This window comes from Variovorax sp. S12S4, from assembly GCF_023195515.1.
In the GTDB taxonomy this organism is placed as follows: Bacteria; Pseudomonadota; Gammaproteobacteria; order Burkholderiales; family Burkholderiaceae_C; genus Variovorax.
Map to the genome: position 1 here is coordinate 1,235,480 of NZ_JALPKR020000002.1, position 22,946 is coordinate 1,258,425.

At 67.6% G+C, this 22,946-nt stretch carries 25 protein-coding genes and 2 pseudogenes; 20 read left to right on the top strand and 7 right to left on the bottom strand.

Annotated elements, in window-relative coordinates; genetic code table 11:
* Positions 1-453, bottom strand: coding sequence for a YybH family protein (locus tag M0765_RS06310; protein WP_157616167.1), 453 nt, complete (start codon positions 451-453; stop codon positions 1-3).
* 23 nt (positions 454-476) lie between these two features.
* Between M0765_RS06310 and M0765_RS06315 the strand changes: the two genes are divergently transcribed.
* The 7 genes from M0765_RS06315 to rutF are packed head-to-tail and all read left to right on the top strand — an operon-like array spanning position 477 to position 4,969.
* Complete coding sequence (locus M0765_RS06315) at positions 477-620, top strand: hypothetical protein (protein ID WP_258502614.1); 144 nt, start codon at positions 477-479, stop codon at positions 618-620.
* A 51-nt stretch (positions 621-671) separates the two neighbouring features.
* Positions 672-1,784, top strand: a complete 1,113-nt coding sequence (gene rutA, locus M0765_RS06320) for a pyrimidine utilization protein A (RefSeq protein ID WP_258502615.1) — start codon at positions 672-674, stop codon at positions 1,782-1,784.
* 14 nt (positions 1,785-1,798) lie between these two features.
* Positions 1,799-2,590 (top strand): pyrimidine utilization protein B, encoded by a 792-nt coding sequence (rutB, locus tag M0765_RS06325; RefSeq protein WP_258502617.1) that lies wholly within the window; start codon positions 1,799-1,801, stop codon positions 2,588-2,590.
* A 25-nt stretch (positions 2,591-2,615) separates the two neighbouring features.
* The gene (gene rutC, locus M0765_RS06330) at positions 2,616-3,008 is read left to right on the top strand and encodes a pyrimidine utilization protein C (protein ID WP_124958891.1); all 393 of its coding nucleotides are present in this window, start codon (positions 2,616-2,618) and stop codon (positions 3,006-3,008) included.
* A 2-nt stretch (positions 3,009-3,010) separates the two neighbouring features.
* A complete protein-coding gene (rutD, locus tag M0765_RS06335) occupies positions 3,011-3,811 on the top strand; it encodes a pyrimidine utilization protein D (RefSeq protein WP_258502619.1) in 801 nt (266 codons plus the stop codon).
* Positions 3,808-4,404 carry a malonic semialdehyde reductase gene (locus M0765_RS06340; protein WP_258502620.1) on the top strand — a complete coding sequence of 199 codons (597 nt, stop codon included), beginning with the start codon at positions 3,808-3,810 and terminating at the stop codon, positions 4,402-4,404. Before rutD ends, M0765_RS06340 begins: the two co-directional genes overlap by 4 nt.
* A gap of 22 nt (positions 4,405-4,426) precedes the next feature.
* Positions 4,427-4,969 carry an NADH-dependent FMN reductase RutF gene (gene rutF, locus M0765_RS06345; RefSeq protein ID WP_258502621.1) on the top strand — a complete coding sequence of 181 codons (543 nt, stop codon included), beginning with the start codon at positions 4,427-4,429 and terminating at the stop codon, positions 4,967-4,969.
* Between the two features lie 45 nt (positions 4,970-5,014).
* On the opposite strand, the gene rutR is transcribed toward rutF, so the two are convergent.
* The gene (rutR, locus tag M0765_RS06350) at positions 5,015-5,758 is read right to left on the bottom strand and encodes an HTH-type transcriptional regulator RutR (RefSeq protein WP_258502622.1); all 744 of its coding nucleotides are present in this window, start codon (positions 5,756-5,758) and stop codon (positions 5,015-5,017) included.
* A gap of 198 nt (positions 5,759-5,956) precedes the next feature.
* On the opposite strand from rutR, the gene M0765_RS06355 reads away from it, so the two are divergent.
* The 9 genes and pseudogenes from M0765_RS06355 to M0765_RS06395 all read left to right on the top strand — a co-directional run bounded on the left by M0765_RS06355 (position 5,957) and on the right by M0765_RS06395 (position 13,194).
* Positions 5,957-6,961 carry an isopenicillin N synthase family dioxygenase gene (locus tag M0765_RS06355; RefSeq protein WP_258502623.1) on the top strand — a complete coding sequence of 335 codons (1,005 nt, stop codon included), beginning with the start codon at positions 5,957-5,959 and terminating at the stop codon, positions 6,959-6,961.
* Positions 6,962-7,316: 355 nt separating this feature from the next.
* Positions 7,317-7,703: a VOC family protein gene (locus M0765_RS06360; protein WP_258502625.1), complete on the top strand. Its 387-nt coding sequence runs from the start codon at positions 7,317-7,319 to the stop codon at positions 7,701-7,703.
* A gap of 64 nt (positions 7,704-7,767) precedes the next feature.
* A complete protein-coding gene (locus M0765_RS06365; RefSeq protein WP_258502626.1) occupies positions 7,768-8,874 on the top strand; it encodes a BMP family ABC transporter substrate-binding protein in 1,107 nt (368 codons plus the stop codon).
* Between the two features lie 31 nt (positions 8,875-8,905).
* Positions 8,906-9,361: pseudogene (locus M0765_RS06370) on the top strand (ATP-binding cassette domain-containing protein); the annotation flags it as partial.
* A gap of 133 nt (positions 9,362-9,494) precedes the next feature.
* Positions 9,495-10,304 carry a hypothetical protein gene (locus tag M0765_RS06375; protein ID WP_258508495.1) on the top strand — a complete coding sequence of 270 codons (810 nt, stop codon included), beginning with the start codon at positions 9,495-9,497 and terminating at the stop codon, positions 10,302-10,304.
* Positions 10,295-10,438, top strand: coding sequence for a hypothetical protein (locus M0765_RS06380; protein ID WP_258502628.1), 144 nt, complete (start codon positions 10,295-10,297; stop codon positions 10,436-10,438). The genes M0765_RS06375 and M0765_RS06380 overlap by 10 nt, the downstream gene beginning before the upstream one ends.
* Positions 10,431-11,582 (top strand): ABC transporter permease, encoded by a 1,152-nt coding sequence (locus M0765_RS06385; RefSeq protein WP_258502629.1) that lies wholly within the window; start codon positions 10,431-10,433, stop codon positions 11,580-11,582. The genes M0765_RS06380 and M0765_RS06385 overlap by 8 nt, the downstream gene beginning before the upstream one ends.
* A complete protein-coding gene (locus tag M0765_RS06390) occupies positions 11,579-12,511 on the top strand; it encodes an ABC transporter permease (protein ID WP_258502631.1) in 933 nt (310 codons plus the stop codon). Before M0765_RS06385 ends, M0765_RS06390 begins: the two co-directional genes overlap by 4 nt.
* Positions 12,508-13,194: a cysteine hydrolase family protein gene (locus M0765_RS06395; protein ID WP_258502632.1), complete on the top strand. Its 687-nt coding sequence runs from the start codon at positions 12,508-12,510 to the stop codon at positions 13,192-13,194. Before M0765_RS06390 ends, M0765_RS06395 begins: the two co-directional genes overlap by 4 nt.
* Here the strand turns inward: M0765_RS06395 and M0765_RS06400 are convergent.
* A complete protein-coding gene (locus M0765_RS06400; protein ID WP_258502634.1) occupies positions 13,191-13,958 on the bottom strand; it encodes a hypothetical protein in 768 nt (255 codons plus the stop codon). The genes M0765_RS06395 and M0765_RS06400 overlap by 4 nt on opposite strands.
* A 46-nt stretch (positions 13,959-14,004) precedes the next feature.
* Between M0765_RS06400 and M0765_RS06405 the strand changes: the two genes are divergently transcribed.
* Genes M0765_RS06405 through M0765_RS06415 form a run of 3 tightly spaced genes read left to right on the top strand, consistent with a single transcriptional unit; the run spans position 14,005 to position 16,064 of the window.
* On the top strand, positions 14,005-14,604 hold the full coding sequence (locus M0765_RS06405; RefSeq protein WP_431769289.1) for a LemA family protein: 600 nt from the start codon (positions 14,005-14,007) through the stop codon (positions 14,602-14,604).
* A 12-nt stretch (positions 14,605-14,616) separates the two neighbouring features.
* On the top strand, positions 14,617-15,543 hold the full coding sequence (locus M0765_RS06410; protein WP_258502636.1) for a TPM domain-containing protein: 927 nt from the start codon (positions 14,617-14,619) through the stop codon (positions 15,541-15,543).
* Between the two features lie 2 nt (positions 15,544-15,545).
* Positions 15,546-16,064: a TPM domain-containing protein gene (locus M0765_RS06415; RefSeq protein WP_258502638.1), complete on the top strand. Its 519-nt coding sequence runs from the start codon at positions 15,546-15,548 to the stop codon at positions 16,062-16,064.
* A 119-nt stretch (positions 16,065-16,183) separates the two neighbouring features.
* Here the strand turns inward: M0765_RS06415 and pdeM are convergent, their stop codons facing one another.
* Positions 16,184-16,867 carry a ligase-associated DNA damage response endonuclease PdeM gene (gene pdeM, locus M0765_RS06420; RefSeq protein ID WP_258502640.1) on the bottom strand — a complete coding sequence of 228 codons (684 nt, stop codon included), beginning with the start codon at positions 16,865-16,867 and terminating at the stop codon, positions 16,184-16,186.
* Between the two features lie 80 nt (positions 16,868-16,947).
* Here pdeM and trxC point away from each other — a divergent pair, with 80 nt between their 5' ends.
* Complete coding sequence (trxC, locus tag M0765_RS06425; RefSeq protein WP_258502642.1) at positions 16,948-17,397, top strand: thioredoxin TrxC; 450 nt, start codon at positions 16,948-16,950, stop codon at positions 17,395-17,397.
* A 22-nt stretch (positions 17,398-17,419) separates the two neighbouring features.
* Here trxC and M0765_RS06430 read toward each other — a convergent pair whose 3' ends face one another.
* The 3 genes and pseudogenes from M0765_RS06430 to M0765_RS06440 form a co-directional block, all read right to left on the bottom strand.
* Positions 17,420-20,167 carry a ligase-associated DNA damage response DEXH box helicase gene (locus M0765_RS06430; protein ID WP_274708765.1) on the bottom strand — a complete coding sequence of 916 codons (2,748 nt, stop codon included), beginning with the start codon at positions 20,165-20,167 and terminating at the stop codon, positions 17,420-17,422.
* Positions 20,164-21,818: pseudogene (locus M0765_RS06435) on the bottom strand (ATP-dependent DNA ligase). Before M0765_RS06435 ends, M0765_RS06430 begins: the two are co-directional and overlap by 4 nt.
* Entirely contained in the window at positions 21,815-22,933 is a 1,119-nt protein-coding gene (locus tag M0765_RS06440; protein ID WP_258502645.1) for a ligase-associated DNA damage response exonuclease, read from the bottom strand. The pseudogene M0765_RS06435 and the gene M0765_RS06440 overlap by 4 nt, the downstream one beginning before the upstream one ends.
* Positions 22,934-22,946: the final 13 nt, after the last annotated feature.

The window sequence follows — 22,946 nt, forward strand, 5'->3', positions numbered from 1 at the left end:
TCAGTGCAGGATCTGGGGCGGGTCGTTCGCGTCGACGGGCTCCCGCGCGCTGCCGGGGCTTGCATGGTGCGCCACCATGCGCCAGCCTTCGGCGGTCTTGTGATAGACGTTGGTGGCCAGCACAAAGGCGTGCTTCGGGCCCTCGGCCGTGAGCACCTCGATGCGTTCGAGGACGTTGTGCACCGCGCTTGCGAGCGACTCGATCTTGCGCACGCGCGCGGGCATGGCGTGAATTGCGCCGTTGCCGAACATCTGCTCGAAAGCGGCGCGGATTGCCGTGGCGCCCACCAGGCGGGGGCCGCCCGGGTGCACGCAAAACACCTCGTCCTCGTCGGCCCAGCACGCCATCAGCGCTTCGATGTCGCCGCGCTGCAGCGCCTCATAAAACGCGGCCTCGATGTCGTCGGCAGTACCGCCGACGGCAGCGGCGGCGCGGAGTGGGGTCTTGGGCATGGGGTGATTTTGCCGCGCGATCCATGACGCCGGCGCTGCACCGGTTTGGCCTTGCCGCGCACCGTGCTGCCGCAAGCCGGGCGGTTCATCTGCTCCACTTTGGACCAAATGGTCAAAAAGAAACATTAAAAAACATTCAACGTGTTGATTTGAAAGGGATTTTTTAACTGGCACGGGCCATGCATAGGGCTTTGCGACCCTGCAACTGGAGCTTCTGCATGAACGTCGGCATCTTCATCCCCATCGGCAACAACGGCTGGCTGCTCTCCGAAAACGCACCGCAGTACAAGCCGAGTTTCGAACTCAACAAGGAGATCACGCTCACGGCCGAGCGCTACGGCGTCGACTTCGTGCTGTCGATGATCAAGCTGCGCGGCTTTGGCGGCAAGACCGAGTTCTGGGACCACAACCTCGAGTCGTTCACGCTCATGGCCGGGCTCGCGGCCGTCACCACCAAGATCAAGCTCTTTGCCACCGCGGCCTCGCTGGTGATGCCGCCGGCCATCGTCGCGCGCATGGCATCGACCATCGATTCGATTTCCAACGGGCGCTTCGGCCTGAACCTTGTCACCGGCTGGCAGCGGCCTGAGTACTCGCAAATGGGCATGTGGCCCGGCGACCAGTTCTTCGGCACGCGCTACCAGTACCTGTCTGAATACATTCAGGTGCTGCGCGACCTGTGGGGCACCGGCCAATCGGACTTCAAGGGCGCGCACTTCCAGATGGACGACTGCCGCCTGAGCCCCCGGCCGCAAGCGGACATGAAGGTGATCTGCGCGGGCCAGAGCGACGCCGGCATGGACTTTTCCGCCAGGTACGCCGACTACAACTTCTGCTTCGGCAAAGGCGTGAACACGCCCAAGGCCTTTGCGCCCGCGGCCGAAAAGCTCATCGAGGCCACGGGCAAGACCGGCCGCCACGTGACCACCTACGTGCTGATGATGGTGATTGCCGACGAAACCGACGAAGCCGCGCGCGCCAAGTGGGAGCACTACAAGGCGGGCGCCGACCACGAAGCCATTGCCTGGCTGGGCCAGCAGGGCGCGGCCGACACCAAGTCGGGCGCCGACACCAATGTGCGCCAGATGGCCGACCCGACCTCGGCCGTCAACATCAACATGGGCACGCTGGTGGGCTCGTACGCCACCGTTGCGCGCCTGCTCGACGAAATGGCCGAGGTGCCGGGCACCGAAGGCGTGTTGCTCACTTTCGACGATTTTCTGCAGGGTGTTGCGGCCTTCGGCGAACGCATCCAGCCGCTCATGAAGAGCCGCGCGCATGTGCAGAGCCCCGTGGCCTCGCAGGCCGAACCCGAGCGCCTTGCGGCCTGAAAGGAACGACGCGCATGGCCACGCCCGCACGCAACACCACGCTCAGCTCGACCACGCCCGTCGGCGCCCCGCGCCTGCCCGGCGCACCCGCGCCGCTGGTGCTGCCCGCCCGGCCCGAACCGCTGGCGCTGCATGCCACCGACTCGGCCCTGATCGTGGTCGACATGCAGAACGCCTACGCATCGATTGGCGGCTATGTCGATTCGGCGGGCTTCGATATTTCCGGCGCGCAAGGCACCATCGCCAACATCGCGCGCACCATTGCGGCGGCGCGTGCGGCCGGCATGCTGGTGGTGTTTCTGCAGAACGGCTGGGACGCCGCCTACGTCGAGGCCGGCGGACCGGGCTCGCCCAACTGGCACAAGTCGAACGCGCTCAAGACCATGCGCGCCAAGCCCGAGCTCGCAGGCAAGTTCCTCGCCAAGGGCGGCTGGGACTACGAACTCATCGCAGAGATGAAGCCGCAGCCCGGCGACATCGTGGTGCCCAAGACGCGCTACAGCGGCTTCTTCAACAGCACGCTCGACAGCACGCTGCGCGCACGCGGCATCCGCCACCTGGTGTTCACCGGCATCGCGACCAACGTGTGCGTGGAGTCGACGCTGCGCGATGCCTTCCACCTCGAATACTTCGCCGTGATGCTCGAAGACGCCACGCACGAGCTTGGCGGCGCGGCCATACAAAAGGCCTCCGTCTACAACGTCGAGACCTTCTTCGGCTGGGTTTCGACCGTGGACCAGTTCTGCGCCACCTTTGCACCCCAGCCCGCCGCGCAGCCTGTAGCAGCTGAAGCGGCCATCGCCTGATTTTTTTCAAAAGGAGCCCGTCCTCATGCCCAAGCAAGCCATCATCCCCGCCGGAACCACCACGCCCATCGCCCCGTTCGTGCCCGGCACCATGGCCGACGGCGTGGTCTACGTGTCGGGCACGCTGCCCTTCGACAAGGACAACAACGTGGTGCATGTGGGCGACGCCTCGGCGCAGACGCGCCACGTGCTCGAGACGATCCAGAACGTGATCAAAACGGCCGGCGGCACCATGGACGACGTGACCTTCAACATGATCATGATCAAGGACTGGGCCGACTACGCGAAGGTGAACGCGGTGTACGCCGAGTTCTTTCCGGGCACCAAGCCTGCGCGCTACTGCATCCAGTGCGGCCTGGTAAAGCCTGATGCACTGGTCGAAATCGCCTCCATCGCCCACGTCGGCAACAAGGCCTGAGCATGCCGCTGCACTACGAAGTGCATGGGCCGGCCGACGGCGAGGCTGTGCTGCTGTCGTCGGGCCTCGGCGGTTCGGCCGCCTTCTGGCAGCCGCAGATCGGCGCGCTCGTTGCAGCGGGCCATCGCGTGATTGCGTACGACCAGCGCGGCACGGGCCGCAGCCCCGCCACACTGAGCGCGGACTACGCCATCGCCGACATGGCCCGCGACGTGGTGCAGATTCTGGACGCCACGTCAACGCCGCGCTGCCACCTGGTGGGGCATGCGCTCGGCGGACTCGTCGGGCTGCAGCTGGCACTTGACGAGCCCACGCGCGTGGCGAGCCTGGTGCTGGTCAATGCATGGTCGAAGCCCAACCCGCATTCGGCTCGCTGCTTCGAGGCACGGCTCGCGCTGCTCGATGCCTGCGGACCGCGCGCATACGTGGAAGCGCAGCCGATCTTCTTGTACCCCGCGGCCTGGTGCGCGGAACATGCGCAGCGCGTGGCCGACGAGGTCGACCATGCGTTTGCGCACTTTCCCGGTGAAGCCAACATGCGTGCGCGCATCGGCGCGCTGCGCGCCTTCGACATCGACGCGCATCTTGGCGACATCACGGCGCCCACGCTGGTGGCCGCCGCCATGGACGACGCGCTAGTGCCGTGGACCTGCTCGCAGCACCTGGCCGATGGCCTGCACGACGTGACGCTGCACTTCATGCCGCACGGCGGCCATGCGCACAGCGTGACCGAGGCCGACGCCTTCAACCGCAGCCTGCTCGACTTTCTTTCCCGGGTCAGCGCACCCGGCGTTCCCGCATGACCACCACCACCGCCCTCGACGACGCCGCACTGGCACTTCTCTTTACCGAGGCACGCAGCCACAACGGCTGGACCGCGGAGCCCGTGACGGATGAGCAGCTCCGGCAGGTCTATGCGCTTGCCCGCATGGGCCCGACCTCGGCCAACTGCTCGCCCGCACGCTTCGTGTTCGTTCGCACCCCCGAGGGCAAGCAACGCCTTGCGCCTGCGCTTTCCAAGGGCAACCTTGAGAAGACCATGACGGCACCGGTCACCGTCATCGCAGCATGGGACCGCAAGTTCTACGACAAGCTGCCCATGCTGTTCCCGCACACCGATGCGCGCAGCTGGTTCACCGGCAGCCCCGAGGCCGCGCACGAAACCGCCTTTCGCAATGCCAGCCTGCAGGCGGGCTACCTGCTGCTCGCCGCGCGCGCGGTGGGGCTCGATGCAGGCCCGATGTCGGGCTTCGACAAGGCGAAGGTGGATGCCGCGTTCTTCGAGGGCACCGACTGGAGCACCAACTTCTTGATCAACCTCGGCCACGGCGATGCGGCCAAGGTGTTCGGCCGCCTGCCGCGGCTCAGCTTCGAAGAAGCCTGCGTCCTCGCCTGAAACCATTCCGGAAATCTCTCCCATGCTGCTGAACGCAATGGCCTCCCACCACGTCACGCCGAGCGGCCTGCCCCACGCGCTGCCCAAGGCCGACTACCGCAATGCCATGGCGCGGCTGGGCGCGGCGGTCAACATCATCACCACTGACGGGCCTGCGGGCCGTGCCGGGTTCACCGCATCGGCCGTGTGCAGCGTGACCGACGAGCCGCCGATGCTGCTGGTGTGCCTGAACCGGTCGGCATCGGTGTATCCCGCGTTCACGGCCAATGGCGTGCTGTGCGTGAACGTGCTCGCGGCGGGTCACCAGGCGCTCTCGGGCCTGTTCGGCGGCAAGACGCCGATGGACGAGCGCTTTGCCGCGGCCCGCTGGAGCCGCAAGGCGACCGGATCGCCGGTGCTGGAAGATGCCGCGGCGTCATTCGACTGCCGTGTGGTGCGGGCCACGAGTGCGGGAACGCATGACGTGCTGTTCTGCGAGGCGCTGGCGATCGCGATTGGCGGGGCGGCGCAGAGCCTTATTTATTTCGACCGGCGGTACCACGAGATCGCGGCACCGCCGCATTGACCTGGTCTTGTCCCCTCTCCCTCTGGGAGAGGGAGAAAAGACCGATCACCGCGGCGCAATCCCCTGCAGCACGATCCGCTGCACGTTCTCCACCGTCTGCTCGAAGAACACCGGGTCCTCCAGCGTGTGCCCCGTCAGCGCCTGCACCTGCACGCCGAAATCCGCGTAGTGCTGCGTGACGGCCCAGAGCGCAAAAATCAGGTGATGCGGATCGACCGGCGCGAGCTTGCCCGACGCGACCCATGAACGGATGACCTCCGACTTGCGTTCCACCAGCGTGCGCAGTTCGCGGTCGAGCTCGTCGCGCAGCAGCGGCGCTCCCTGGATCATTTCAAGGCAGAACAGGCGCGACGCATCGGGCCGGTCGCGCGAAACCACGAGCTTGCGGCGGATGTAGCCGCCGATGGCCTCGCCCGGGTCCTGCTCGGCACTGAAGCCGCGCAGCGGCTCAAGCCACAGCGCGAGCAGGTCGCGCAGCACGTTCACATACAGCTCTTCCTTGTTGGCAAAGTAGTAGAGCAGGTTGCTCTTCGACACATCGGCGCGCGCCGCCACCTGGTCGATCGAGGTGCCATGCAATCCGAAGCGCGAGAACAGGCCCAGCGCCGCACCGAGGATGGCGCTGCGCTTGTCCTCGATCTGGCGCAGCCTGCGGCTCACCGCCGAGGCGCTGCGCACCGGGGGCTTCGCGGACTTGCGCACCAGGCCCTTCACGGCGCTCTTCACAGCGCTCTTGGCTGGAGTCTTCTTTGTGCTGCTGGCTGCGGCCAGCGCTTTGGTCTTCGGCATCTTCCCTCGCTTCTCGATTTGCAGGCTCTTCATTCAACGCGCACCACTGTAAGGCCACGGTGCATCGCGTTGCGCCAGGCAGACCGTTCAGCACGCGCGGCGCGCACCATGCTGACGCGACAAATGCGTTTTGTCCATTTGGTCCAACTGGCACAGACGTTGCATGGCGAAAGGCATGCCAAGCACGAGGACCGACACATGACCACCCTGCTGTCCGTACCCATCATCGATCTCGCGCCCTACTTCGCCGGCACGGCCGAAGGCAAGGAACAGGTCGCGAAGAAAGTCGACGAGGCCTGCCGCAGCATCGGCTTTCTCGTCATCACCAACCACGGCATTCCGGCCGAACTGATCGCGCGCGTGTCATCGCTCTCGCGCCAGTTCTTCGACATGCCGCTGGCCGAGAAGCGCAAGGTCGACCGGCCGCGCGAAGACGCGGTGCGCGGCTACAGCGCAGTCGGCGAAGAAGGGCTTTCGTACAGCCTGGAAGAGGCCGCGCCCGGCGACCTGAAGGAGTCGTTCTCGATCGGCCCCTCGAACGTGCCCGACGACGACTACCACCGCGGCCCCGCCGCCGGCCCGCACTTCGAGCCCAACAGCTGGCCACCGATCGAAGGTTTCCGCGAAGCGTACGAAGCCTACTTCGAGGCCATGAGCGATCTCTCCCGCTCGCTGATGCGCATCTTCGCGCTCGGCCTTGCGCTGCCCGAGACGTTCTTCGACGACAAGATCGACAAGCACATCAGCATGTTCCGCGTGCTGAGCTATCCGCCGCAGCGTGAAGCGCCGCTGCCGGGCCAGTTGCGCGCCGGCGCGCACAGCGACTACGGCAGCCTCACCATCGTGCTGCCCGACGACAAGGGCCTGCAGGTGTTCAACAAGGCGGGTCAGTGGGTCGACGTACCGCAGGTGGAAGGCGGCCTGGTGGTCAACATTGCCGACCTGATGATGCAGTGGACCAACGACCAGTGGGTGTCCACGCTGCACCGCGTGGTCAATCCGCCGTTCGAAGTGGCCAGCACCAACCGCCGCCAGTCGCTGGTGTTCTTTCACCAGCCCAACTACGACGCGATGGTCGAGTGCCTGCCAAGCTGCCTGGCGCCGGGCGAGCAGCCGAAGTACGCGCCCATTTCATCGGGCGACCACCTGACCTCCAAGTTCGTGAAGCAGACGACCTTTGGTGGCACCAAGGCTGTGGCCTAGGCACCGTGATGAAAACTTGTTTTTTCAGTCGCGGTGCTGTGCGTGAGTTGCCTTGTTCGGGGCGCGCACCCGCCGACGGGGTACCTTGCTCCGCGAATGTCCCCCGGCCTGCGGCCTCCTCCTTTATTTCGCTGCGCAAGGCACCCCGCCAGCGGGAGCGTTACAAAGAGCGGTCGTTGATCAGCGGTACACCAGCAGCGTGCCCCAGTGCACAGGGCATCGGGTGCTCCGCGCAGCGAAATAAAGGAGGAGGGCGAAGCCCGGGGACATTCGCGGAGGGGAGTACCCGGTGGCCTTTGCACAAGCCCTGAACAAGAACAACAGCGCCAAAAACGAAGAGCAATGAGCCCTTGACATGCCCCATCTCTCTTACGTCAACGTCTTCGCCAAAGACGTGGTCGCACTCAGCGGCTTCTACCAGCGCGTGTTCGGATTCCCCGAGATCGAGGCCATTCGCTCGCCGATCTTTCGTGGACTCGACACCGGCAAGTCGAGCCTCGGCTTCAACGCGCTCGATGCCTACGAACTATTGCGCCTGGCCGAGTTTTCCGACACGCGCGGCGTCAAGTTTTTGCTGAACATCGACGTCGACAGCAAGGACGACGTGGACCGCATGGTGCCCGTCGCGCTCGAGGCCGGCGCCACGCTGGTGAAGCCGCCTTACGTCACCTACTACAACTGGTACCAGTCGGTGCTGCTCGACCCCGAGGGCAATGTGTTTCGCATCAACTTCATGATGTGACGCGCGCGGCACCTCCGTCTTTCAACGCTTCTTCCCTGACTTGCTTCTCACGAAAGGTCGCTCCATGCTGCGCACTCCCACCCACGGCTTCACCTCCGGCCTTGCCCTGGCGCTTGCAGCCGGCGGCGCGTTCGTCTCGCTGCCCGCGGCAGCCGCCGACGGCTTTACGCTCAAGGACAAGCCCAAGATCGCAATGCTCTACTTCGGCCCGAAGAACGACGGCGGCTGGACGCAGGCCTTCGACGAAGCGCGCGTGAAGATCGAGAAGGAAATCGGCCAGAAGATCCAGTTTGTGGAGAACGTTCCCGAAGACGCATCGGCCATCAAGCCTGCGGCCGAGAAGTTCATCCAGCGCGGTGCCAACATCGTGATCGGCACCGCCTTCGGCTATTCGGACAGCTTCAAGGACTTGGCCGCCAAGTACCCGGGGGTGGCTTTTCTCAATGGCTCGGGCACCACCAACGGCAGCAACCTCGAATCGTTCTACGGCCGCACCTACGAGAGCCAGTACCTCTGCGGCATGGCCGCGGGCGCGGCCTCCAAGACGGGCAAGCTCGGCTTCGTTGCGGCCAATCCGTTCGGCGTGGTGAACTGGACCATCAACGCCTTCGCGCTCGGTGCGCAGAAGATGAACCCCAACGCCACCGTCAACGTGATCTACACCGGCGCCTGGAACGACCCCGTGAAGGAACGCGCCGCCGCGGCCGCGCTGATCGACCAGGGCGCCGACGTGATCGGGCAGCACGTGGACTCGCCCACGCCGCAGATCGTGGCACAGGAGCGCGGCGTGTACGGCACCGGCCACCACCGCGACCTGCGCCAGTTTGCACCCAAGGCCACGCTGTGCTCGTCGGTGTGGGTGTGGGACCGCTTCTTGACGCCCGAGCTCAAGAAGATCATGGCCGGTGACTGGAAGCCCGGCCAGTACGGCGCCTTCATCGAGATGAAGGACGGCGGCACCGACATTGCTGGCTTCGGCCCCGCGGTGCCCAAGGACAAGGCCGCGGCCATTACCGCCGAGCGCGACGCGATCATGAAGGGCAAGCAGGTCTATGCCGGCCCGCTTGCCGACCGCGACGGCAAGGAGCGCGTGGCCAAGGGCGCGGTGCTTTCGGACGCCGATCTGTGGAAGATGGACTGGTTCGTCAAGGGCGTGGTCACACAGAAGTAACCCAAGAGAAGAAAAAGCAAGGCGATCCGGCATGCCCAACGCGCTCGAACTCACCGGCATCCGCAAGAGCTTCGATGGCTTTGCGGCGCTGACCGACGTGCACTTTGCCGCGCGCTGGGGCGAGGTGCATGCGCTCCTGGGCGAGAACGGCGCGGGCAAGTCGTCGCTGATGAACATTGCGGCCGGGCTCTATGCACCTGAAGCCGGCCAGCTCTTGGTCGACGACAACGTGGTGCGCTTTGCCGGCCCGGCCGACGCGGCAAGGCAACGCATCGGCATGGTTCACCAGCACTTCAAGCTGGTGCGGCCGTTCACGGTGGCAGAGAACATCCTTCTCACCGCACCGCCCGCGCCCGGGTTCCAGAGCCACGGGGAGCGCCTTCGCGAAATCACGCGCAGCATCCGCAACAAGGCCTCGGAGCTGGGCTTCGACATCGATCCCGCAAGGCGCGTCGATTCGCTCTCGATTGCCGAGCAGCAGCGGGTGGAAATTCTCAAGGTGCTGCTTGCGGGCGCCCGCATCCTGATACTCGACGAACCCACCGCGGTGCTTACCGACCAGGAGGCTGCGCGCCTTCTGCAAACCGTGCGCGGCCTTGCGCGAAGCAGGCTCCGCCGTGGTGCTGGTCACGCACAAGATGGCCGACGTGAAAACGTATGCCGACCGGGTAACGGTGATGCGCGGCGGCCGCACGGTGGCCACGCTGGCGCCAGATACAGCCTCGGTGGCCGAGCTGGTGAAGCTCACGGTGGGCGAATCGATTGCCACGCAAAGTTTCCAGGCGGCAAAGTCGCCGCGCGGCGCTGTGCGGCTCGCGGTGCGCGGCCTGCGCTCTGCGCCCCCGCCGGAAGGCCGCCGCGTGCTCGACGGCGTCGACCTCGAACTGCATGCGGGTGAAATCTACGGACTGGCCGGTGTCGGCGGCAACGGACAGGGCGAGTTGGCCGGCGCCATCATGGGCCTGCCCGATGCGGGCGGTGCGCTCGAAGGCGAGATCCACCTCAGCGGCCACGGCGACCTGAAGGCCATGAGTGCACCAGCGCGCCGCAACGTCGGCATTGCCGCCATTCCGGCCGACCGCTACGGCCTTGCGCTGGCCGGCGGCCTCTCGGTGGCCGAGAACTACGCCATCGGCCGCGTGCACACCGGCCGCTACGGCCCGGCGTGGCATCTGCGGCGCGGCCGCATCCAGGCCGATACGCAGGAGGCGGTTCGCGCCTTCGATGTGCTGGGGTGCGCTCGGTCGCGCAGAAGGCCGCGCTGCTCTCCGGCGGCAACGCACAGAAGCTGGTGCTCGCGCGGGAGTTCGGCAAGTCACCCTCGCTGGTGCTGGCGCACAGCCCGAGCCGCGGGCTCGACGTTCGCGCGAGCGCCGAGGTGCATGCGCGCCTGCGCGCGGCGCGCGACAGTGGCGCCGCGGTGCTGCTGATCAGCGAAGACCTCGACGAAGTGCTGCAGCTGGCCGACCGCGTGGGCGTGATGACACGCGGACGCATTGCAGGCGAGTTCGCGCAACCCGCCGACCGGCAGGCGATTGGACAGGCGATGGTGGACCATGGTTGACGCCACGCTCGCGGCCATTGCGCAGCCCGCGCAGACCGACCCGGATGCCGCGCAACGGACACGCCGCCAGCCGCTGGCGCGCCGCCGCTATGCGCTGGAGATCCGCCAGCACATGGGGCGGCGGCGGCAGGCGCTGATTCTTGCGGCGGCGCTGCTGGCCGGCCTGGCAATTTCCGCCGCCATTCTTGTGGCCGCCGGCGTTCCCGCGGACGAACTCGCCAACGAGTTCGTGATGCAGACCTTTTTCGACGGCCAGAACTTTCGCGCCGTGCTGTTCCAGGCTGCGCCGATGATCCTCGTGGGCCTGGCAGGCTCGCTGGCGTTTCGCGCGCGCTTCTGGAACCTGGGCCTCGAGGGCCAGATGGTGTGGGGCGCCATCGGTGCCACGGCCGTCTCGATGTGGCAGATCGGCCCCGAGCCGCTGCGCCTGCCGCTGATGTTTGCGGCCGCCATCGGCTGCGGGCTGCTCTGGGTGCTGGGGCCGGCGTGGCTGAAGATCAGGCTCGGCGTGAACGAAATCATCTCCACGCTGATGCTCAACTACATGGCGGCCAACTTTTTGCTGCACCTGGTGTACGGCAGCTGGAAGGACCCGAAGGACAACTTTCCCTATTCGCCGCAGTTCCGCGCCTTCGAGCGGCTGCCCGAACTGGGCGCCGGCGTGAGCAGCGCCATCTTGCTCACGGCGGCGGTGGCGCTGCTGGCATGGTGGCTGGTGGGCGTGAGCCGAGCCGGGCTGTACCTGCGCTTCGTCGATGCCAATCCGCGCGTGGCGCATGCCAACGGCGTGCCGGTGCGCCGCACCATCTATGGCGCCGTGCTGCTGTCGGGCGCGATGGCCGGGCTGGCAGGGTTTGCGGTGGCCTCGGGGCAGGAAGGGCGGCTCACGCAGGCCTTCTACCAAGGCTATGGCTTCTCCGGCATCCTCATCGCCTTTCTGGCGCGCAACAACCCGCTCGCGGCCACCGTGGTGGCGCTGCTGGTAGCGGCGCTGTTCGTCACCGGCCGCAGCCTGCAGGTGTTCTACCAGGTGCCGTTCTCGATGGTGCAGCTCATCCAGGCCATCATCGTGGTGTGCGTGGCGTCGAGCGATTTCTTCATTCGCCACCGGCTGCGGCGCGTGGGTGGGGAGCAAGCGCAATGAGCGGAAGCATCGTCCTCAACTGGCTCGCGAGCACGCCCGACTTCGCGGTGCCCTATGCGCTTGCCGCGCTGGGCCTGATCATCAGCGAGCGCGCGGGCGTGCTTTCGCTGGGCGCCGAAGGGCTGATGCTAGTGGGCGCACTCGCGGGCATCGGTGCGCAAATCGCCTTGGGGCAACCGGGCGTGTCGCTGGTGCTTGCCATGCTGGCGGCCAGCGCGGTGTCGCTGCTGTTCGCGGTGATGGTGATCTGGCTGCGCGTGAACCAGGTGATTGCGGGGCTGGCACTGGTGTTCTTCTGCCAGGGCTTCACGGCACTGGTCGGCTCGCTGGCCGAATGGACCAACCACGCCACCGAAGGCATCGGCTCGATGGCGCTGTGGCCGCTGTCCCTCATGCCCGGTGCCGGCCGCCTGTTCGAACAGAACGCAATGGTGTGGCTCACGCTGCCCATCTTCGTTGCGGTGGCGTGGTTTCTCTCGCGCACCTCGGCCGGGCTGCGGCTGCGCGCGGTGGGCGAAAACCCGCAGGCGGCCGATGCGGCCGGCATTCGCGTCACCACATGGCGGCTGGCCGCGGTGCTGGCGGGATCGGCGCTGGTGGGCCTTGCGGGTGCCTACATCTCGGTGGTGAGCACCAAACTGTGGATCGCAGGCATGACCGGCGGGCGCGGCTGGATTGCGGTGGGGCTGGTGATCTTCGCGCGCTGGTCGCCGTGGAAGGCGCTGGTGGGTGCGCTGCTGTTCGGCTGCATCGAGGCGCTCATTCCCCAGCTTGCGGCGGCCGGAGTGCAGCTGCCGCAGTACTTCGTGATGATGACGCCCTATGCGGTGACGCTGGGCGTGATGGTGTGGGTCGCATTGGCCCGGCGCGGCGGAGACGACGAGCCGGGCGCGCTCGGCCAACCCTATGTTCGGGAGGAGCGGCGATGAAGGCCTGGGTGTACGGCGAAGAGCGCGAACTCGGCGCCGCGCAGTTTGCAGACTACCTCGATCCGGCCACCACGGCTGTGGTGTCCATCGACATGCACCGCGGCCACCTGGACGACAGCCCCGACTGCCCCTGCCCCGCGCCGCGTGCACGCGACGTGGTGGCGCCCATCGACAGCTTTCACGACGATGCCCGCGCGCTGGGCGTGCGCATCGTGCACGTCAAGTCGGTGCTGCGGCCCGGTGGCGCCGATGACATCAACGGCATTCCGGCTGCGTGGCGGCGCACCTTTCCGCTGCACGTGGGCGCCATACCGAATGCCGATGCGCATGCCATCGAAGGCTCGCGCTGGACCGAGTGGGTTACGCGCGTGGAGCCGGGCGACATGCGCGTGGAAAGCAAGCGCCGGCTGTCGGCTTTCTATCCGACAGACCTCGACTTTCTGCTGCGCAACCAGCGCATTGAAACGGTGGTGCTCAACGGCGGGTTTACCGATTGCTGCGTGCTCAACACCGCGTTCGACGCCAACAACCACAACTACCGCGTGATCGTGCTGCGCGACCTGGTGCGCGGCACCGATGCGCATCTGGAAAGCGCCGCGCTCAGCATGGTGTCGCTGCACCTGGGGCTGGTGGTCGACTCGGCCGAACTGCTGCGCCAGTGGCGCGGCGCTGGCCAAAGCTAGTCGGCAAGGCCCAGCCAACGCCGCAGCACGGGCTGCATCTCTTTCTGCGCCGCTTCCCACACCAGTTCGGGCGCGGCCACGTGCACGCCGGCGGGTGCGATGCGCAGGGCCACGTCGACCAGCTCGGCCACCTTGGAGGGACGCACCGGCTGCTCGCTGGTCGGCACCATGAAACGCATGATCGACAGCATCCACGCGGCCAGCCTTTCGGCGGGGTTGGCCAATTTCGCATTCAGCGGCTTGCGCGCGGAACGCAGGAGAATCACGCGCTCGAAACCGCTGGCGACCACTGCCTGCTCGTCGAGGCTGGCCAGCCCACGCTTGAGCGCCTCGGGCAGGCGGCCCTGGTCGTGCGGCTGCACGATGGCAAGCGTCTGCACGCCGCAGGCGCGCAGCCAGCGCGAGAGTTCGGGCAGGTCGGAAGGCTGCGGCACCCACAGGGCGCGCTCGCGGCCGTGATACAGCCGGGGCGGATCGAATGCGATGACCGCGGTATCGGCGGACGTGAGCCCCCATTGCGCGATCGGCAGGTCGGGGCAGAGGCAGGTCTCGACCCCGCGCATGCCGTCGCGCATGGGTTCGCGCGACAGCACCCGCACGTGGGCAAAGCGGTGGCCGCCCGCGAGCCGGCGCAGCAGCTCCTGGCCCAGGGCGCCGGTGGCGCCGGCAATCAGCAGCGTTCCGGCCGTTGCGGTGGAAACGGCGGTTGCAGGCGGCACCGCGCGGTTGGCAGCCTGCAGGGCTTGAAGGGGATCGAGGGCCATGGAGACATCTATGCTAACTTCCGGCTCTTCTGCGGAGGTAATGCAAATGATGATGAAACGCTGGCTCTTGATTCTTGCTGCGGTCCTGTCCCTGAGCGGATGCGGCTACAACCAGTTCCAGTCGCTCGACGAGACGAGCAAGTCGGCCTGGAGCGAGGTGCTCAACCAGTACCAGCGGCGTGCCGACCTCGTGCCGAACATCGTGGCCACCGTGAAGGGTGAGGCCAGCTTCGAGCAGGACACGCTCACCAAGGTGATCGAGGCGCGCGCCAAGGCCACGTCGATCCAGGTGACGCCCGAGACGCTGAACAACCCCGAGGCATTCAACAAGTTCCAGCAGGCGCAGGGCGAGCTCTCGTCGGCGCTGTCGCGGCTGATGGTGGTGTCCGAGCGCTACCCGGAGCTGAAGGCCAACCAGGCCTTCCGCGACCTGCGCGTGACGCTGGAAGGCACCGAGAACCGCATCACCGTGGCGCGCAACCGCTACATCCAGACGGTGCAGGAGTACAACGTGCTGGCGCGCAGCTTCCCGACGAACATCACGGCCAAGATCTTCAGCTACGAGCCGAAGCCGAACTTCTCGGTGCAGAACGAAGCGCAGATTTCCACGCCGCCGACCGTCGACTTTTCTACTCCGAAGAAGTAACACGCGCGATCGATGACCGTTGCCCTGATACGCCGCGTGCTGGCTGCCGTTCTGCTGGCGGCCACGGCGTGGGCCGGGCTTGCGGCCAGCGCATGGGCGCAAGACCTGCTGCCGGTGCCGGCACTCACGGCGCGGGTGATCGACCAGACCCAGACGCTGGCTGAACCGGAGCGCGCCGACCTCGAGGCCAAGCTGGCCGCCTTCGAGCAGCGCAAGGGCTCGCAGATGGTGGTGCTGATGGTGCCCACCACCCAGCCTGAAGACATTGCCAGCTATGCCAACCGCGTGGGCAACGCCTGGAAGATCGGGCGCAAGGACGTGGGCGACGGCATCATGGTGATCGTGGCCAAGAACGATCGCAAGATGCGCATCGAAGTGGCCAAGACGCTCGAAGGCGCGGTGCCCGACCTGGCGGCCATTCGCATCATCGACGAGGAGATGAAGCCGCGCTTTCGCAACAACGACTTTGCAGGCGGGCTGAACGCGGCGGTGGCCCGGCTCATCGGGCTGGTCGACGGCGAGGCGCTGCCCGCGCCTTCCAGCGGCAGCGACGAAAGCGCCGGTGACGGCATCGACTGGGAGAACCTTGCGATCTTCCTGTTCGTCGGCGTCTTCGTTGCGGCGCCCATCGTGCGATCGATCGTCGGCAAGAAGCTCGGCTCGGTGGTCATGGGCGGCGGCATCGGCGTGATCGCGTTCTTCATCACGACCAGCATCGTCATTGCGGTGCTCGCGGGCTTCGTGGCGCTGATGGTGTCGCTGTTCTCGGCGGTTGCGGCAACCGCTCCCGGGCGCCGGGGCGGCGGTGGCGGCGGCTTTGGCGGCTGGAGCGGCGGCGGTGGAGGCGGCGGCTGGAGCAGTGGCGGCGGCGGAGGCGGCGGTTTCAGTTCCGGCGGCGGCGGTGATTTTGGAGGCGGCGGCGCCTCGGGGGATTGGTAGGCATGGCAACGCTTTTCTCCAGGCTCGGCCGCATCTGGCGCCACCAGTGGATGGACGAGGCCGATGTGCGCCGCGTGCTGCCCGACGCCGCCATGGAACGCCTGGCCGCGCGGGTGGCTGCGAGCGAGCGGCGCCACAGCGGCGAGATCCGCATCTGCGTCGAGGCGGGCCTGCCCTGGTCTTACCTGCGGCGGGATGCCTCGGCGCGCGAGCGTGCCGTCACCATGTTCGGCAAGCTGCGCGTGTGGGACACCGAGCACAACAACGGCGTGCTCATCTACCTCTTGCTGGCCGAGCATGCGATAGAGATCGTGGCCGACCGCGGCATCAGCGCGCGGGTCAGTGCCGCCGAATGGGCCGCGATGACGCAGCGCATGGGCGCGGCATTCCGCGAAGGGCGTTTCGAGGATGGGCTCACACAGGCGCTGGAAGAAATGTCGGCCTTGCTGGTCGAGCACTTTCCGCTGGCGGACGACCAGCCGGACACCAACGAGCTGCCGGACGCGCCCGTGGTTCTTTGAATTTGTTTTTCCCTCCCCTTCCCGGGGAGGGTTGGGGTGGGGGCAAGCGGCGTTGGCGATGGGCACGCTCTGCCTGCCCCCATCCCAGCCTTCCCCGGAGGGGGAAGGAGCTAAATCCCCTACTCCGGTGCCGGCAGCGCCCAAACGGTTTCGCCACCTACCGCGTAGAAGCGCCTGCCGGGCGCCCGCTCCACCAGCCACCCGCCCGTGAACTCGCCGAAAGCCGGCAGCACCGCCTGTTGTTCGTCGCTCACGAAACACGGCAACCGCACGCTGTCCCGCCCCGGCCCGTAAAGCCTGCACACCGGATGCAGGTGCCCGGCCAGCACAAAGTGCGTGGCATGCGACTGCGGATGATGGCAGCAGGCGAAGGGGCCGAGCAGATAGGGCTCGTCGACCACCTCGATATCCAAGGCCGCAGGCGGATCGCCCGCGCGGCTGTCGTGGTTGCCCCGCACCAGCGTCATGCGGACGGCCCCGTGCGTGGCCCGCCAGTCGGCGAGCGCGGCCAGCACTTGCGGCGTGCGCGCCTGTGCCGCATGCATGAAGTCACCGAGAAACACGATGCGCTGCGGCGCATGGGCCGCGATCAGCGCGTCAATCCGCGCCAGGTTCTGCTGCGTGGTGCCGCCCGGCACCGGCTGCCCCAGCGCGCGGTAGGTCGCGGCCTTGCCGATATGCAGGTCGGCGATGAACAGCACACCGCTCGCCGGCCACCAGATGGCGCGTTCGGGCAGCAGATGAACCCACTCGCCGGCCCATCGGACCGGCAGGGCCGATGCGGAAAGTTGCGGGGAAGTCACTGGCACCAAGTGTCGCAAAAGCCGGTGCGCATGGGCGGCCGTCACTTGCAATTCACCCCTGCGAACCCCAGTTCTTCGGTATGACCGAAACGCCATCGCTGCACATCGTCTGTCCGCACTGTCACACGACCAACCGCGTGCGCGCGGCACAGCTGGGCAGCGCGCCCGATTGCGGCAGTTGCCACCGCCCGCTGTTCGCCGGCCATTCGACTGCGCTGCCGGACGAAAAGACCTTCGACCGCCACATTGCACGCAACGAAATTCCGGTGCTGGTGGACTTCTGGGCGCCGTGGTGCAGCCCGTGCCGCCAGATGGCGCCGGCCTATGAGCAAGCCGCGGCCCAGCTGGAGCCGCGGGTGCAGCTGGCCAAGGTCGACACGGAAGCCGTGCCCAACCTGGGCGCGCGCTTCAACATCCGCAGCATCCCCACGCTGGCGCTGTTTCGCGGTGGCCGCGAGGTGGCGCGGCAGGCCGGTGCCATGGGCGCGGCGGACATCGTGCGCTGGGTCAAGGCGCACGGCGCCGGCTGAGCCGGACGGCTCGCTCCTCACTTCACAGCGGCGGCAACGGCCGTGAGCGGCGCGAGGGCGGCCTGCGCTGGCGCTGCGGGGTGGGTGGCTTGCCCGGGCTTTCTTGGCCGAACGCGAGCGTGCTCTTCACGCGTTCGATTCCGCCAGCGGTGACAATGCCGCCCGCGGCTTTTTCGAGCTGCTCGACCATGCGCGCGATGCGGTCGGCCACGTTCTCGTTCGACAGCTTTTCGCGGAACAGCTCGACCATGAGCGGAAACGAAAAAGGCGTCGGCCGCTCGAGCGGCTTCAGCACCAGCTGTTGAGTCGCCATGCGCGCAAGGCTGGCGCGCAGGCGGCCGATTTCGAGCTCCTGCGCGAGCAGCTCCTGCTCGGCCTGCAGCAGCAGCTTGTTGGCGGGGTCGTACTTGCGGAACACCTCCCAGAACAGCGACGACGAGGCCTGCAGCTGCCGGTTGCTGCGCTTCTCGCCGGGGTAGCCCTGGAAGATGAGGCCCGACACACGCGCAATTTCGCGAAAGCGGCGCTGCGCCAATTCGCCCGCGTTGAGCGAAGCCAGCACTTCGTGCAGCAGTTCGGCATGCGCATCTTCGCCCTGCGGCAAGCGCAAGACCTGCGGCAGCAGCGCGGGCCAATCGACCGGCACGGCGCTCAGCAGTTCGAAGCCGTAGTCGTTCACCGCAATGGAGAAGGTGCGCGCATCGTGCTGCGCCACGCGCCAGGCCAACAGGCTTGCAAGCCCCAGGTGCACGTGCCGCCCCGCGAAGGGATAGAGAAACAGGTGCGAGCCTTCGCGTGTCGTCAGCGTTTCGGCCAGCAGGGTTTGCGGCGTTGGCAGGGCCGACCATTGCTGCTGGATCTCCAGCAGCGGCCGCACGCACTGCAGTTCGGGTGAGTCATAGCGGCCTTCCCCGGCCAGCGCGAGCTGCTGCACCACGGCATCGGCCAGCGTGGTCGACAGCGGCATGCGCCCGCCGTTCCAGCGCGGCACCGCGGCGCGCTTGCCGGTGGCGCGCCGCACCCAGGCCGTCATGTCGTGGATGCGCACGAGCTCCAGCAGCCGGCCGCCGAAGAGGAAGCAATCACCGGGCTTCATGCGCGCAACAAAGCCTTCCTCGACGCTGCCGATCTTCGCGCCGCCCATGTACTGCACCGCCATGCTGGCATCGCTCACGATGGTGCCGATGTTCATGCGGTGCCGCCGCGCGAGCCGCGCGTCCGGCACGCGCCAGACGCCTTCGGCATCGGGCACCGCGCGGCGGTAGTCCGGGTAGGCGGCCAGCGAAGGGCCGCCCTGCGAGACGAAGGACAGGCACCACTCCCAGCTCTCCCGCGACAGCCCCGCATAGGCCGCGGTGCCGCGCACCTCCGCATACAGGTCGTCGGGCACGAAGCCGCCGCCGAGCGCCACCGTGACGAGGTGCTGCACCAGCACGTCGAGCGGCTGCACGGGCGTGTGGCGCGCCTCGATATGGCCTGCCGCAATGGCCGCGCGCGCCGCGGCGCCCTCGACCATCTCGATGCTGTGCGTGGGCACCAGCGTGATTCGCGACGGCCGGCCGGGTGCATGGCCCGAGCGCCCCGCGCGCTGCAGCAGCCGCGCGACGCCCTTGGGCGAGCCGATCTGCAGCACGCGCTCGACCGGCAGGAAATCGACGCCCAGGTCGAGGCTCGATGTGCAGACCACCGCCTTGAGCTCACCGCTCTTCAAGCCGAGTTCCACCCACTCGCGCACCGCACGGTCGAGCGAGCCGTGGTGCAGCGCAATGGTGCCCGCCCATTCGGGCCGCGCCTCGAGCATGGCCTGGTACCAGATCTCCGATTGCGAGCGCGTGTTGGTGAACACCAGCGTGGTGCTGCTGGCGGCAATTTCATCGAGCACCTGCGGCAGCATCGTGAGGCCCAGGTGGCCGCCCCACGGAAAGCGCTCGGCGCGGCCGGGCAGCAGCGAATCGACCACCAGCTTCTTGGGCACCGCGCCCTGCACCAGCACGCCCTCTTCATCGCCGAGCAATGCGCGCATGGCCTCCTGCAGGTTGCCCAGCGTGGCCGACATGCCCCACACCGCAAGCCCCGCATTCCAGCGCCGGAACCGCGCAAGCGCCAGTTGCACCTGCACGCCGCGCTTGTTGCCGAGCAGCTCGTGCCATTCGTCGACCACCACCATCTTCACGCGGCCGAGCACCTCACTCGCATCGGCGCGCGCGAGCAGCAGCGAAAGGCTCTCGGGCGTGGTGACGAGCACGGTGGGCAGGCGCTCGTTCTGCGCGGCGCGCTCGGCGGACGATGTGTCGCCGCTGCGTGCACCGGCGCTCCACGGATGCACCTCGGCGCCGAGCGCTTCGAGCGGCTGCTTCAGCGCGCGCAGCGTGTCGGCCGCAAGCGCGCGCATGGGCGTGAGCCATAGCACCGTGAGCGGCGGCGCGGCGGGGCGCGCGGTTTCTTTTCTGGCTTGCGAGAAGACCTGCAGCGCGCCGAGCCACACGGCGTAGGTCTTGCCCGCGCCGGTGGTGGCATGCAGCATGCCGGACTTTCCTTGCGCGACGGCTTTCCACACATCGCGCTGGAACTTGAAGGGCTTCCAGCCGCGAGCGGTAAACCACGCATCGAGCGCCGCCTTCACGGTGGTCTTGCTCCTTCCCCTCCCGGGGAAGGCTGGGATGGGGGCAAGCGGCCTTCGACAAGCGGCTGGCCTTTGATACGCCGCTTGCCCCCACCCCTGCCCTCCCCGGGAGGGAGGGAGAAATTCGGGGTCCACCGGCGCAGTCATGACGGCAGCAATGCGGCCAGCGTCTGCAACGTATCCGCCTCCGCCACCGGCTTGTCCTCGCGCCAGCGCAGCATGCGCGGAAAGCGCACGGCAATGCCGCTCTTGTGGCGCGTGCTGCGCGCAATGCCCTCGAAGCCGAGCTCGAACACCAGCGTCGGCTCCACGCTGCGCACCGGGCCGAAGCTCTCCACCGTGGTCTTGCGGATGATCGCGTCCACCCGCGCCATCTCGGCATCGGTCAGGCCCGAATAGGCTTTTGCAAAGGACACGAGCTTGCGGTCTTGCTGTTCGGGCGGACCGTCCCACACGGCAAAGGTGTAGTCGCTGTAGAGGCTGGCGCGCCGGCCATGGCCGCGCTGCGCGTAGATGAGCACGGCGTCGATGCTGAGCGGGTCGATCTTCCATTTCCACCACACGCCAACGTCCTTGGTGCGGCCCACGCCGTACTGCGCGTCGCGGCGCTTGAGCATCATGCCTTCCACACCCATGCTGCGCGCTGCTTCACGCTGGCGCGCCAGGTCGCCCCACTCGGCGCCGGTGAGCATCGGGCTCGGCAGCAGCGACGGGTGCTGCATGCGCGTGACGAGCTCGTCGAGCAGCGCGCGGCGCTCCCACTGCGGCAGCGCGCGCAGGTCGCGGCCTTCCCATTCGAGAATGTCGTAGGCCAGCAGCACCACCGGTATTTCGCGCAGCAGCTTCGCGCCCAGGGTCTTGCGGCCGATGCGCTTTTGCAGTTCCGCAAAGGGCTGCACCTTGTCTTCGCGCCAGACGGCGATCTCGCCATCGAGCACCGTGCCGTCGGGCAGCGCCTCGCCCAGCACGGCGAGCTCGGGAAAGCGCTCGGTCACCAGCTCTTCGCCGCGCGACCACAGCCAGACCGCACCCGCGCGCTTCACCAGTTGCGCGCGAATGCCGTCCCACTTCCACTCGACGACCCAATCGGCCGGCGGACCGAGCGCCGCATCGAACTGCTCCAGCGGCAGGTTGAACGCATGCGCAAGAAAGAAGGGGTACGGCTGCCCGCTGGTCTTTTGCACCTGCTCCGCACCCGACTCCGGCGCGATGAGCGCGCGGTAGTCGTCGGCCCGCGGGCGGCCGCCGATGTGGGTGTAGCCCATGAGCCGCTGCGCCACGCGCTTGGGGTCGATGCCGCCCACCGCCGCGAGGGCCTGCGTGACCTGCAGCTTCGACACGCCTACGCGGAACGCGCCGGTGATGAGCTTGAAATACACCAGCCGCTCTTCGGCCGCCAACTGGCGCCATTGCGCACGCAGCCTCGCGGGCAACTCGTCGGGCGCCGACTTGCCGGCTTCGCGCAGCGGCAGCAGATGCTCCTCGACCCAGCGCGCCAGACCGAGATCGTGCGCCTCGGTGGGTGGTGGCAGCAACAGCGCGATGGTTTCCGCAAGATCGCCTACCGCCTCGTAGCTCTCGTCGAATAGCCATTCGGGAAGGCCCCCGCCTCTTGCGCAAGCAATCGCAGCAGCTTGGTGGGCACGAGCTGGCGTGGCTTGCCGCCGGCCAGGAAGTACACGGCCCAGGCCGCATCGGCGGGGTCGGCCTCGCGCAGGTAACGCTGCAGCGCGGCCTGCTTGGCAAGGCTCGAGGTGCTGGCGTCGAGCTCGCGGTAGAGCGCGGCGAAGTCCTTCATGCCTTTGCTCCTTCCCCCTCTGGGGGAAGGCCGGGATGGGGGCTGCCAGCGTCCCCATCGGGCGCCGCTTGCCCCTTCCCGGCCCTCCCCAGCGGGGAGGGAGTTTCCTGGTCGTCCTCATCGCCGTACTCGGTCTTGAAGCCCTGTGCCTCCAACCCGTTCTCGGTGAGCCAGCGCACCATGACCGCCACGCTGCCGTGTGTGACGAACACCCGGCTCGCGCCCGTGCCCGCGATGGCCTGCTGCAGGCCGGGCCAATCCGCGTGGTCGGACATGACGAAGCCGCGGTCCACACCGCGCCGGCGGCGCGTGCCGCGCAGTTGCATCCAGCCGCTTGCGAAGGCGTCGGCGTAGTTGCCGAAGCGGCGCATCCACGGCGTGCCCTGGGCCGAAGGCGGCGCCAGCACCAGGGCGCGCTTCAAAAGCGCGGCGTCCACGCCCGGGTCGGTCACGCGCAATGTCTCGGGCAAGGCCACACCCGCCGCGCGATACACGGCGTTGAGCGGCTCGACCGCGCCGTGCACCACGATCGGCCCGATGGAGGCATCGACGCCATGCAGGATGCGCTGCGCCTTGCCGAAGGCATAGCAGAACAGCACAGATGCGCGGCCGGCCTCCGCGTTGGCGCGCCACCACGCATCGATCTCCGCGAACAGCGCCGCCTGCGTGGGCCAGCGATAGATCGGCAGCCCGAAGGTCGATTCGGTGATGAAGGTGTCGCACGGCACAGGCTCGAAGGGCGTGCAGGTTCCGTCGGGCTCGGTCTTGTAGTCGCCCGAGGCCACCCACACGCGCCCGCCGTGTTCGAGGCGAACCTGTGCCGAGCCCAGCACATGCCCGGCCGGATGCAGCGAAACGCGCACGCCGTGGTGCTCGATGGCTTCGCCGTAGCCTAGCGTCTGCAGCGCGATGTCGCTGCCGAGGCGAGTGCGCAGCGTGCCGGCGCTGTCGGTATGCGCCAGGTAGTGCGCATGGCCCATGCGCGCGTGGTCGGAGTGGGCGTGCGTGATGACGGCGCGCGCCACCGGCCGCCACGGGTCGATGTAGAAATCGCCCGGTGGGCAATACAGCCCCTCCGGGCGTGCGACGACGAGATCTTCTTCCTTCGCGGCCATGGCCGCATCGTAG